Raw genomic sequence first — 11,239 nt, 5'->3', positions numbered from 1 at the left:
GAAGTTACCTACCAGAATTCGACAAACCCCCCAGGTGTTGCCCCTCGAAATGGGCTGCTTCTTACAGCCGATTTTCGCTGGTGACCGGGGAGGCCCAGGTCGGCGCGACAGAGCGGTCATGCCCGTCGGGAGGTGTCAGATGTCGTTTGTGATTGCGGCGCCAGAGGTTATCGCGGCAGCGGCAACGGATTTAGCCAGTCTCGAGTCGAGCATCGCCGCGGCCAACGCGGCCGCGGCGGCCAACACCACAGCACTGCTGGCCGCGGGTGCCGATGAAGTCTCGACGGCGGTTGCGGCGCTGTTCGGCGCCCACGGCCAGGCCTATCAGGCGCTCAGCGCCCAAGCGCAGGCGTTTCATGCCCAGTTCACGCAGGCGTTGACCTCCGGTGGCGGCGCGTACGCGGCCGCCGAGGCCGCCGCGGTGTCGCCGCTGCTGGATCCGATTAACGAGTTCTTCCTGGCAAATACCGGGCGTCCGCTGATCGGCAACGGCGCCAACGGCGCCCCGGGCACCGGGGCCGACGGCGCGCCCGGCGGCTGGTTGATCGGCAACGGCGGCGCCGGCGGATCCGGCGCGGCGAACAACGCCGTTGGGGGCACCGGCGGGACTGGCGGGGCCGACGGGGCCAGTGGGCTGCTCGGCAGCGGCGGGGCGGGCGGCGCCGGCGGGGTCGCCACCAACACCGGCGGGATCGGCGGGGCCGGCGGTACCGGCGGGAACGCCATGTTGTTCGGCGCCGGCGGAGCCGGCGGGGCCGGCGGAGCCTCAACGAACACCACCGGCGGGGCCGGTGGTGCGGGCGGGGACGGCGGCAACGCCGGCCTGCTCTTCGGCGCCGCCGGGGTCGGCGGCGCCGGCGGGCTCGCATTGGCCACCACCGCCTCCGGCGGGGCCGGCGGTGCGGGCGGGGCCGGCGGGATGTTCACCGCCGGCGGCGCCGGCGGTGCCGGCGGGGAAGGCCTTGCCAGCGCCGGCGGGGACGGCGGGGCCGGCGGGGACGGCGGCAACGCGGGCATGTTCTTCGGCTCCGGCGGCGCCGGCGGCGCCGGCGGGTTCGGCCGCACCACCGGCGGGATAGGAGGCACCGGCGGCAACGCCGGCCTGCTCAACGGCTCCGGCGGCGCCGGCGGCGCCGGCGGCGCTGCTATCACCGGTCCAGGCGGCACCGGCGGGGCCGGTGGCATACCCGGTTTGATCGGCAACGGCGGCAACGGCGGTGACGGCGGCGCCAGCGTGACCGGCACCGGCGGCAACGGCGGAGCGGGCGGTAACGGCGTGCAGATCGGCAACGGCGGCAACGGCGGCAGCGGCGGGACCGGCGCAGCCGCGGGCAAGGCCGGCCTCGGCGGCCTCGGCCGGCAGCTAATAGGACTAGACGGATCCAATGCTCCAGTCAGCAACTCAGTCCATACCCTGCAGCAGGCAGCGCTCAATGTGGTGAATGAGCCCTTCCAGACATTGACTGGGCGTCCGCTGATCGGCAACGGCGCCAACGGGACCCCGGGGACCGGGGCTGCCGGCGGGGCCGGCGGGTGGTTGTTCGGCAACGGCGGTAACGGCGGGCACGGTGCGACCAACACCGCCGCCACGGCTACGGGCGGGGCCGGCGGGGCCGGCGGGATCTTGTTCGGTACCGGTGGCAATGGCGGGACCGGCAGGATAGCCACCGGTGCTGGAGGGATCGGCGGGGCCGGCGGCGCCGGTGGGGTCTCCTTGCTGATCGGCTCCGGCGGCACCGGCGGCAACGGTGGGAACTCCATAGGCGTCGCTGGCATCGGCGGGGCCGGCGGGCGCGGCGGCGACGCCGGCTTGCTCTTCGGCGCGGCCGGCACCGGCGGCCACGGCGCCGCTGGCGGTGTCCCGGCCGGCGTCGGCGGCGCCGGCGGCAACGGCGGACTGTTCGCCAACGGCGGAGCCGGAGGGGCCGGCGGGTTCAACGCAGCCGGCGGGAACGGCGGGAACGGCGGACTGTTCGGAACTGGCGGCACCGGCGGGGCCGGCACGAACTTCGGGGCCGGTGGGAACGGCGGGAACGGCGGACTGTTCGGAGCCGGCGGCACCGGCGGCGCCGCCGGCTCCGGAGGGTCCGGGATCACCACCGGCGGCGGCGGGCACGGCGGCAACGCCGGCCTACTCTCCCTCGGCGCCTCCGGTGGCGCCGGCGGCAGCGGTGGCGCCAGCTCCCTTGCCGGCGGGGCCGGCGGAACCGGCGGGAACGGCGCCTTACTCTTCGGCTTCGGCGGCGCCGGCGGCGCCGGCGGGCACGGCGGGGCAGCATTTACCAGCATCCAGCAAGGCGGCGCCGGCGGCGCCGGCGGGAGCAGATGATGCCGTAGATGCGCTATCCTGAGCATCATGCGCACCACCGTGTCAATCTCGGATGAACTACTGGCTGCCGCCAAACGCCGAGCCCGCGAGCGTGGTCAATCGCTGGGCGCTGTGATCGAAGACGCCCTTCGGCGGGAGCTCGCCGCCGCCCACACCGGCGGCGCCCGGCCAACCGTCCCCGTTTTTGACGCCGGCACCGGTCCGCGGCCAGGTATCGACCTGACCTCGAATAGGGTGTTGTCCGAAGTGCTTGACGAGGGCCTGGAACTGAACTCCCGGAAGTAACCCCCAATAGGCGCAGAACGGCAATGTTCCTTCTCGACGCCAACGTGCTGCTGGCGGCACACCGCGGTGACCATCCGAATCACCGAACCGTCCGCCCCTGGTTCGATCGACTGCTTGCGGCCGACGACCCCTTCACAGTGCCGAACCTAGTGTGGGCGTCGTTCCTCCGGCTAACAACGAATCGACGCATCTTCGAGATTCCGTCACCACGAGCGGATGCATTCGCATTCGTCGACGCCGTCACCGCCCAGCCCCATCACCTTCCGACAAGCCCCGGCCCCAGACACCTCATGCTGCTGCGAAAACTCTGCGACGAGGCCGACGCATCGGGCGACTTGATACCTGACGCGGTACTCGCGGCCATCGCCGTGGAGCATCACTGCGCCGTGGTGAGCCTGGATAGGGATTTCGCCCGGTTTGCCTCTGTGCGCCATATTCGCCCGCCAATCTAGCGAGCGGTCTACCGGCAACGGTCCACGCGAAGCCGGCGATTACACCAGCGGGCGCCCGCGCCTCATCCGCCGGTCCAGGTCCCAGAGCATCAGGTTGAACGGGAACTCCCGGACAAACCGCGGCATTAGGCGATTCACCGTGCGCACCAGGGCCATGAGCGCATCGAAGCGCCGCTGCTTGGTCGCGTCCCACGGCAACCGCATCTCGTCGCGGAACCGCTGCGGCAGAAAGCCGGTGGTGATCAGCAGCGCGATACCCTCCGATCTCCGCCGCAGCGGACCCGGCAGCGGGATACCCGGTATGCGGAGCGCCGCGATCGGATACAGGTAGTCGCGGACGGCGTCATCGATGTGCACCTTATCCAGTGATTGCTGCCAGTACCGGTCGAATGCCGCCCGATCCGGTGGCCACATCTGCGGCGGCACCTGCAATGTGGTGCCCATCGCCATGCCCTCGCGGTAATGGCGGTCGGCTTCTTCGTCATCCATCTCGCCGACGAAGGTCCGGTAGACATCGACGCCGCCCTTATAGAGGCATGCCGCCACCCACAGCTGTAGTTCGGGATCGAACGCGTGGTAGGACACCGGGCTCTCCGGAGTCGAATACACCTGCGCGTGAACCTTGTTCACCGCGCGACGAAAGGCCGCCTTCTGGTCGTCGCTGCCGGCAACGGCCACCGCAACGTAGGTAAAGGTGGTGCGCGCCCGCTTGATCGGATGGCGGTCCAGCCGGCCGCTTTCGACACGGCTCTCCAACACGCCGTAGCCGACACCCGGCATCGCCAACTCCATGATCACGTTGGCCGGGCCGGCTAGCAGCGCCACTCCCATCAAGCTGTCCTCGTTACCGCCCGGCCCGGCCGCCGATCGCCGGCGCCTGGCCAGCTGGAGACGGGGTGGGTCGGCCATTGGACGCTCGACGTGGGGGATGGGCTGGTGAGCCACCAGCGAAATCGCCATCCGAAGGCCTCCCGGCGCTGCCGCTAATTATGGAAACACCTGTATCCTGATATTGGCCGGTATCGTGCCCGAGTGTCAAGATGATCCGTATGACGCGCAGTGATCGACCCTACCGCGGCGTCGAGGCCGCCGAGCGACTGGCGACGCGCCGTCGCCAGTTGCTCTCCGCCGGCCTGGACCTGTTGGGGTCCGACCAGCACGACATCGCCGAGCTAACCATCCGCACCATTTGCCGGCGGGCCGGCCTGTCGGTGCGCTACTTCTACGAAAGCTTCACCGACAAGGACGAATTCGTCGGTCGCGTGTTCGACTGGGTGGTGGCCGAGCTGGTCGCCACCACTCAGGCCGCGGTCACGGCGGTACCGGCGCGGGAGCAGACTCGCGCGGGCATGGCCAACATCGTGCGGACCATCACCGCAGACGCCCGCGTCGGACGCCTGCTGTTCAGCACACAGCTGGCCAACGCAGTGATCACCCGCAAGCGTGCGGAATCCAGCGCCCTGTTCGCCATGCTGTCCGGCCAACATGCCGTCGACACCCTGCACGCACCGGCAAATGACCACGTCAAGGCGGTCGCACACTTCGCCGTCGGCGGCGTCGGGCAGACCATCAGCGCCTGGCTGGCCGGTGACGTGCGACTCGATCCCGACCAGCTGGTCGATCAGCTAGCTGCGCTGCTCGATGAACTCACCGACCCAAACTTGTCCCGTCCCCGGGTAGCGGCAACAGCTGCCAAATCCGGGGCTAACGATCCGCAGCCACCGGAGGTCGCCGGTCAGCCGCCGTCTTCGGCACGGCCTGCGCGTCGCTCATAGTGAATTCCTTTGTCCAGCAAGCGAATTCCAGAGTTATCCCATCGGGGTCCTGGAAGTAGAACGAGCGTACGTACACACCGGGATGCACCACCGCGGACACCTGCGTCTCGCTGTCGTCATGGTTGAGCACCGGGCCGACCCGCACGCCTTTGTCCTTGAGCCGCTGCCGGTAGGCGTCGAACCTTTCGGCGGGTACATGGAACGCCAGATGGTTCATGGTGCTCACCGCGCTGGTGATGTCGCCGATGCCGGGGATGGCAACCGGCGACGAAAGACCGGGCACCCGATCAGGTGCATCGGCGAACCAGAAGAAGGCGACACAATCGCCGTTGCCGGCGTCAAAGAAGAAGTGCTGCCCTTGGCCGCCGGGCAGATCGAGCGCCTTGATCAGCGGCATCCCCAGGATGTTGCTGTAGAAGTCCACGGTGCGCGCCATGTCCGAACACACCAGCGCGACGTGGTTGATCCCACCAAGCTCGAATTCGGTGTTGGTGTTGTGCGGCTTGATCATCGTGCGGCTCCCATTGGCTCCCCGGGACGGCGGCCTGGCCAAGCTCTGAATCTGAATCTAACATCAGGTTCAGTTTTGTTCCAGGGAGGTGCCCAGGTGCCGGACTTCCCGACGCAACGCGGTCGGCGGACCCAGGCCGCAATCGACGCCGCCGCGCGGACGGTCGTGGTGCGCAACGGGATCCTGGCGACCACCGTCGCCGACATCACCGCCGAAGCCGGCCGCTCGGCGGCATCCTTTTACAACTACTACGACTCCAAAGAGGCGATGGTCCGGCAGTGGGCGCTGCGCTTCCGCGACGACGCCAACCAGCGGGCATTGTCGGTGATCCGGCACGGCCTATCCGACCGCGAGCGCGCGTATGAAGCCGCTGCCGCCCATTGGTACACCTACCGCAACCGCCTCGCAGAAGCGATCAGCGTGTCACAGTTGGCGATGGTCAGTGATGACTTCGCGCAATACTGGTCCGAAATATGCCAGATTCCAATATCGTTCATCACCGAGACGGTCAAACGCGCTCAGGCGCACGGCTATTGCGTCGGCGATGACCCCCAGTTGATGGCCGAGGCGATTGTGGCAATGTTCAACCAGTTTTGCTACCTGCAGCTCAGCGGTAAGCGTTCACGCCGTGGACAACCTGACGATCAGGCGTGCATCCAGACCTTGGCCAACATTTACTACCGCGCCATCTACAGTAAGGAGGACAGCTCAAATTGACTGGTCGTGCTGCCACGCCCGGGGTCATCCGAGAGTTCGTCGGGCTGCCGTCGCGAACCGCGGGGCGTGCGGCTGCCGGTGGGCACCCATGCCAGGGGCTGTACCACCACAGCGTGGGACGCAAACCGAAGGTGGCGCTCATCGCCGCGCACTACCAGATCGATTTCTCCGAGCACTATCTCGCCGAGTACATGGCGATCCGCGGCATCGGGTTTCTGGGCTGGAACACCCGATTCCGTGGTTTCGAAAGCAGCTTTCTGCTCGATCACGCACTGGTCGACATCGGCGTCGGGGTGCGCTGGCTCCGCGAAGTTCAGGGCGTGGAAACAGTGGTGTTGCTTGGCAATTCAGGTGGTGGCTCATTGATGGCCGCCTACCAATCACAAGCGGTCGATCCGAACGTGACTCCCCTGGACGGTATGCGACCCGCAGCCGGGGTAACCGAATTGCCGGCCGCCGACGCATACGTTGCCGCCGCAGCTCATCCCGGCCGTCCGGATGTGCTCACCGCTTGGATGGACGCCGCCGTCATTGACGAAAATGATCCGGTTGCAACCGATCCCGAACTTGACCTGTTCGACGAACGCAACGGGCCGCCGTACTCACCGGAGTTTATCAGCCGGTATCGCTCCGCGCAGGTCAAACGCAACCACACCATCACCGACTGGGCCGAATCCGAACTCAAACGTGTTCGCGCAGCTGGCTTTTCTGATCGGCCGTTCAGCGTGATGCGTACCTGGGCCGACCCGCGCATGGTCGATCCCAGCATCGAACCGACCAAGCGTCGGCCCAACCAGTGCTACGCGGGCACGCCGGTGAAGGCGAACCGCTCCGCACACGGCATCGCCGCGGCCTGCACGCTGCGCGGCTGGCTGGGCATGTGGAGCCTGCGGGTGGCCCAAACCCGTGCCGCACCCCACCTGGCCCGGATCACCTGCCCGGCCCTGGTGCTCAACGCCGAGGCCGACACCGGAATCTTCCCGTCGGATGCCCAGCAGATCTACGACGGGCTCGCCAGCAGCGACAAGACTCAGGTCTCGATCGACACCGACCATTACTTCACCACCCCGGGCGCCCGCAGCGAGCAGGCCGACACCATCGCCAAGTGGATAGCCAAGCGGTGGCGCTGAGTGTTCTCACCCATTTCGCCGGCCATCCGCTAGCCAACGTTAATAACCGACCCACCGGTTGTTAGCTTGGAAGGTGCTTGGCCGAAACGTCCAACAGCATGGGAAGGCGAGCAATGTCGATCGCTATTACTCCTGAGCATTATGAGCTGGCCGATTCGGTGCGTTCCCTGGTGGCGCGGGTAGCGCCGTCCGAGGTGCTGCACGCGGCGCTAGAATCACCGGTCGAAAACCCGCCGCCATACTGGCAGGCCGCGGCCGAACAAGGCTTGCAGGGTGTGCATCTGGCCGAGTCGGTCGGCGGCCAGGGTTTCGGCATCCTCGAGCTAGCGGTGGTGCTTGCCGAGTTCGGCTACGGCGCCGTGCCCGGGCCGTTCGTGCCGTCGGCGATCGCTAGCGCGCTGATCGCAGCCCATGATCCGCAAGCCAAAGTCCTCGCCGAACTGGCAACCGGTGCGGCCATCGCCGCCTACGCGCTAGATTCCGGGCTGACCGCCACCCGCCATGGCGACGTGCTGGTGATCCGGGGCGAAGTCCGCGCGGTTCCGGCCGCGGCGCAAGCCTCCGTTCTGGTGCTACCGGTGGCCATCGAAAGCCGTGACGAGTGGGTTGTACTGCGCAACGATCAGCTCGAGATCGAAGCGGTCAAGAGCCTGGATCCGTTGCGGCCCATCGCGCATGTTCGGGCCAACGCGGTCGACGTCAGCGACGACGCCCTGCTGAGCAACCTCACGATGACGACCGCTCACGCGCTGATGTCCACCCTGCTGTCCGCTGAAGCCGTTGGCGTCGCGCGGTGGGCGACCGACACCGCGTCGGCATATGCCAAGATCCGCGAACAATTCGGCCGGCCGATCGGGCAATTCCAGGCGATCAAGCACAAGTGCGCCGAGATGATCGCTGACACCGAGCGGGCCACCGCCGCGGTGTGGGACGCGGCGCGAGCCTTAGACGAGGCGGGCGAATCTAGCTCCGACGTCGAATTCGCGGCGGCGGTGGCGGCGACGCTGGCACCGGCGACCGCTCAGCGCTGCACGCAGGACTGCATTCAGGTGCACGGCGGCATCGGCTTCACCTGGGAGCATGACACGAACGTCTACTACCGCCGGGCGTTGATGCTGGCCGCGTGCTTTGGCCGCGGCTCGGAGTATCCGCAGCGGGTGGTGGACACCGCGACGACTGCCGGTATGCGTCCGGTAGACATCGACCTGGACCCCTCTACCGAGAAGCTGCGGGCCCAGATCCGGGCCGAAGTCGCCGCGCTGAAGGCGATGCCGCGAGAGCCGCGCACTGTCGCGATCGCCGAAGGTGGGTGGGTGCTGCCATATCTGCCCAAGCCGTGGGGTCGGGCCGCCAGCCCGGTCGAGCAGATCATCATCGCCCAGGAGTTCACCGCCGGGCGGGTCAAGCGGCCGCAGATTGCCATCGCGACGTGGATCGTGCCGTCGATCGTCGCGTTCGGAACCGACAATCAGAAGCAGCGCCTCCTGCCGCCAACGTTCCGAGGCGACATTTTCTGGTGCCAGCTGTTCTCCGAGCCGGGCGCGGGATCGGACCTGGCTAGCCTGGCAACCAAGGCCACCCGGGTCGACGGTGGCTGGCGCATCACTGGTCAGAAGATCTGGACCACCGGCGCGCAGTACTCCCAATGGGGTGCGCTGCTGGCGCGGACGGACCCGTCGGCGCCCAAGCACAACGGCATCACCTACTTCCTGCTGGACATGAAAAGCGAAGGCGTACAAGTGAAGCCGCTGCGCGAGCTCACGGGTAAGGAGTTTTTCAACACCGTCTACCTCGACGACGTGTTCGTCCCCGACGAGTTGGTGCTCGGGGAGGTGAACCGGGGGTGGGAGGTCAGCCGCAACACCCTGACGGCCGAGCGGGTGTCGATCGGCGGCAGCGATTCGACCTTCCTCCCCACCCTGGGCGAGTTCGTCGACTTCGTTCGCGATTACCGTTTCGAAGGACAGTTCGACCAGGTCGCGCGACACCGTGCCGGGCAATTGATCGCCGAGGGCCACGCCACCAAGCTGCTCAACTTGCGCTCCACGCTGTTGACGCTGGCCGGGGGTGACCCGATGGCGCCGGCGGCGATCTCCAAGCTGTTGTCCATGCGCACCGGCCAGGGTTATGCCGAATTCGCGGTGTCGTCCTTTGGCACCGATGCGGTGATCGGCGACACAGAGCGATTGCCCGGCAAGTGGGGCGAGTACCTGCTAGCCAGCCGGGCCACCACCATCTACGGGGGCACGTCGGAGGTCCAGCTCAACATCATCGCCGAGCGGTTGCTGGGCCTACCCCGCGACCCGTAAGTACCCGCGCGAGCAGCTACAGCTTGCGTAGCTCACGTTTGAGGACCTTGCCGGTGGGGTTGCGCGGTAGCTCGTCGAGGAAGATCACCTCCCGCGGCACCTTGTAGCGGGCAAGATGATCGCGTACGTACTGCTTGATGGTGTCCTCGTCGAGGTCAGCTCCCGGCTTCTTGACCACGAACGCGCGCAGCCGGGCACCGAACTCCTTATCGTCGACGCCGATCGCGGCGGCCTCCACCACGTCGGGATGCCCGCTGATCAGATCCTCGACTTCGGCGGGAAACACGTTCTCACCACCAGAGACGATCATCTCGTCGTCGCGGCCGCTCACATACAGCAGGCCGCGCTCGTCGAAGTAGCCGACGTCGCCGGACGACAACAGGCCGTCGATGATCTGCTTGCCACCGCCGCCGGTGTAACCCTCGAACGGGAAGGCATTGCCCACAAAGATCCGGCCAACGGCACCCTGCGGCACCTCATTGCCGTTCTCGTCGAGGATCTTAACCGTCACCCCCTTGACGACGGGCCCCACCGTGCTGGGGTTGAACTGCAGATCCTTGGGGCCGGCGATGGTGGCGAACGCGACCTCGGTCGAGCCGTACATGTTGTAGATGACCGGGCCGAGGTCCCCCAGCGCGCGGGTGGCCAGCTCGGCACCCAATTGCGATCCGGATACGAACACGATCTTCAAGCTCGACAAGTCGGGCTTGGGTTCGGTTTTCTCCAGCTGGTCGAGGATCCGCGACAGCATCACTGGTACGACGACCATGGATGTCGCCTTGTGCTTTTCGATGTCTTCCAGCACCAACGCGGGCTTGAACCGCCGCCGCAGCACCAGCGTCGAGCCCAGGAACATGGCGAGCGCGGCGTGCATGTAACCCAGCGCATGGAACATCGGCGACGGCAACAGCGTCACCTCGCCGGCCTTGAACGGCACGTGCGACAAAATGCCGCCGATCGGAGCCAGCGTCGGCGGTGTGTTACGGTTCGCCCCCTTCGGGGTGCCGGTGGTGCCGCTGGTCAAAATGATGATCGACGCACGGCGGCTCGCCTTCGGGGCGGGCGCGGTGCTGCTGTGCGCAATCAGCTCGGCCAACGTTTCGTCGGAGCTGCCCGACGGCTTGTCGTCGTCGGGATTGACACCAAGCGCCCGCAGCTTGCCCAACGGTGGCTGGGCCAAGCTGACGGCCTTGGTGTACTCGTCGTCGTAGATGATCACCTTGGCGCCCTCACGGTCCGACACCTCTTTGATCTGCGGGCCGGAGAACTCGCTGTTGAGCAAGATGATGCGGGCCCCCACTCGGGCCGCCCCGTAGTTGGCGATGACAAACCAGCGGTGGTTGCGCGCCAAGATGGCGACGCCGTCCCCGGCGCGGACACCCTTGGCCAGTAGGCCATTGGCCACCGCGTGTGCGGCCTCGTCGAGTTCGGAAAACGTGAGCGTGCCTTCTTCGTCGATGACGGCCGCCCGGTTGGGGGCGCGCCTGGCATTGTGCGACGGCAGCATGCCGACTTCCCCCCACTTGCGGATATCGGCTGCGAGCGCGGCGTAGTTCAGCGGCGGCTCCAGCCCGATCGCGCCCGATTCGATGATCTTCCGCAGGTAATGCAACTCGGCAGTGCCGCGCGCGACGTACTGTCCGATGGACTTCTGAAGCTTGGAGACGGCCTGCCCGGGCAGATCAGTGAGGTTAGGCATGACCTCACCCTATGTGAGGCGGGTCGCAAATT

Annotated in this window: 10 protein-coding genes; 7 read left to right on the top strand and 3 right to left on the bottom strand. The window is 67.3% G+C overall.

All coding sequences use genetic code 11. The features are described from left to right. Positions 1-139 precede the first annotated feature (139 nt). The 3 genes from MCAN_RS01505 to MCAN_RS01495 are packed head-to-tail and all read left to right on the top strand — an operon-like array spanning position 140 to position 3,066. Positions 140-2,329 (top strand): PE family protein, encoded by a 2,190-nt coding sequence (locus MCAN_RS01505; protein WP_014000148.1) that lies wholly within the window; start codon positions 140-142, stop codon positions 2,327-2,329. A 27-nt stretch (positions 2,330-2,356) separates the two neighbouring features. Beyond that, positions 2,357-2,614, top strand: coding sequence for a type II toxin-antitoxin system antitoxin vapB25 (vapB25, locus tag MCAN_RS01500; protein ID WP_041180000.1), 258 nt, complete (start codon positions 2,357-2,359; stop codon positions 2,612-2,614). Positions 2,615-2,637: 23 nt separating this feature from the next. Continuing rightward, positions 2,638-3,066: a type II toxin-antitoxin system VapC family toxin gene (locus tag MCAN_RS01495; RefSeq protein ID WP_014000147.1), complete on the top strand. Its 429-nt coding sequence runs from the start codon at positions 2,638-2,640 to the stop codon at positions 3,064-3,066. Between the two features lie 39 nt (positions 3,067-3,105). Here the strand turns inward: MCAN_RS01495 and MCAN_RS01490 are convergent, their stop codons facing one another. Beyond that, on the bottom strand, positions 3,106-4,026 hold the full coding sequence (locus tag MCAN_RS01490) for an oxygenase MpaB family protein (protein WP_014000146.1): 921 nt from the start codon (positions 4,024-4,026) through the stop codon (positions 3,106-3,108). 89 nt (positions 4,027-4,115) lie between these two features. Between MCAN_RS01490 and MCAN_RS01485 the strand changes: the two genes are divergently transcribed. Beyond that, a complete protein-coding gene (locus MCAN_RS01485; protein ID WP_003902925.1) occupies positions 4,116-4,841 on the top strand; it encodes a TetR/AcrR family transcriptional regulator in 726 nt (241 codons plus the stop codon). On the opposite strand, the gene MCAN_RS01480 is transcribed toward MCAN_RS01485, so the two are convergent. Next, positions 4,771-5,352 carry a VOC family protein gene (locus MCAN_RS01480; protein ID WP_014000145.1) on the bottom strand — a complete coding sequence of 194 codons (582 nt, stop codon included), beginning with the start codon at positions 5,350-5,352 and terminating at the stop codon, positions 4,771-4,773. The two genes, MCAN_RS01485 and MCAN_RS01480, sit on opposite strands and share 71 nt — an antisense overlap. A 96-nt stretch (positions 5,353-5,448) precedes the next feature. On the opposite strand from MCAN_RS01480, the gene MCAN_RS01475 reads away from it, so the two are divergent. The 3 genes from MCAN_RS01475 to MCAN_RS01465 all read left to right on the top strand — a co-directional run bounded on the left by MCAN_RS01475 (position 5,449) and on the right by MCAN_RS01465 (position 9,508). Then, positions 5,449-6,069, top strand: coding sequence for a TetR/AcrR family transcriptional regulator (locus MCAN_RS01475; RefSeq protein ID WP_003401397.1), 621 nt, complete (start codon positions 5,449-5,451; stop codon positions 6,067-6,069). Further along, the gene (locus MCAN_RS01470; protein ID WP_003401394.1) at positions 6,066-7,199 is read left to right on the top strand and encodes an alpha/beta fold hydrolase domain-containing protein; all 1,134 of its coding nucleotides are present in this window, start codon (positions 6,066-6,068) and stop codon (positions 7,197-7,199) included. The genes MCAN_RS01475 and MCAN_RS01470 overlap by 4 nt, the downstream gene beginning before the upstream one ends. A gap of 113 nt (positions 7,200-7,312) precedes the next feature. Further along, a complete protein-coding gene (locus MCAN_RS01465) occupies positions 7,313-9,508 on the top strand; it encodes an acyl-CoA dehydrogenase family protein (protein WP_014000144.1) in 2,196 nt (731 codons plus the stop codon). Between the two features lie 16 nt (positions 9,509-9,524). Here MCAN_RS01465 and fadD2 read toward each other — a convergent pair whose 3' ends face one another. Beyond that, positions 9,525-11,207: a long-chain-fatty-acid--CoA ligase FadD2 gene (fadD2, locus tag MCAN_RS01460; RefSeq protein ID WP_003899884.1), complete on the bottom strand. Its 1,683-nt coding sequence runs from the start codon at positions 11,205-11,207 to the stop codon at positions 9,525-9,527. Positions 11,208-11,239 lie beyond the last annotated feature (32 nt).

The organism is Mycobacterium canetti CIPT 140010059, from assembly GCF_000253375.1.
GTDB classification, from domain to species: Bacteria; Actinomycetota; Actinomycetes; order Mycobacteriales; family Mycobacteriaceae; genus Mycobacterium; species Mycobacterium tuberculosis.
Note: the sequence above shows the minus strand (reverse complement) of the source record. Positions and strands in the feature narration are given on the sequence as shown.

What these genes read in the sequence shown, in the direction of transcription:
- MCAN_RS01505 (WP_014000148.1), top strand. Translation starts at nt 140, where the DNA reads ATGTCGTTTGTGATTGCGGCGCCAGAGGTTATCGCGGCAGCGGCAACG.
- vapB25 (WP_041180000.1), top strand. Translation starts at nt 2,357, where the DNA reads ATGCGCACCACCGTGTCAATCTCGGATGAACTACTGGCTGCCGCCAAA.
- MCAN_RS01495 (WP_014000147.1), top strand. Translation starts at nt 2,638, where the DNA reads ATGTTCCTTCTCGACGCCAACGTGCTGCTGGCGGCACACCGCGGTGAC.
- MCAN_RS01490 (WP_014000146.1), bottom strand. Translation starts at nt 4,026, where the DNA reads ATGGCGATTTCGCTGGTGGCTCACCAGCCCATCCCCCACGTCGAGCGT.
- MCAN_RS01485 (WP_003902925.1), top strand. Translation starts at nt 4,116, where the DNA reads ATGACGCGCAGTGATCGACCCTACCGCGGCGTCGAGGCCGCCGAGCGA.
- MCAN_RS01480 (WP_014000145.1), bottom strand. Translation starts at nt 5,352, where the DNA reads ATGATCAAGCCGCACAACACCAACACCGAATTCGAGCTTGGTGGGATC.
- MCAN_RS01465 (WP_014000144.1), top strand. Translation starts at nt 7,313, where the DNA reads ATGTCGATCGCTATTACTCCTGAGCATTATGAGCTGGCCGATTCGGTG.
- fadD2 (WP_003899884.1), bottom strand. Translation starts at nt 11,207, where the DNA reads ATGCCTAACCTCACTGATCTGCCCGGGCAGGCCGTCTCCAAGCTTCAG.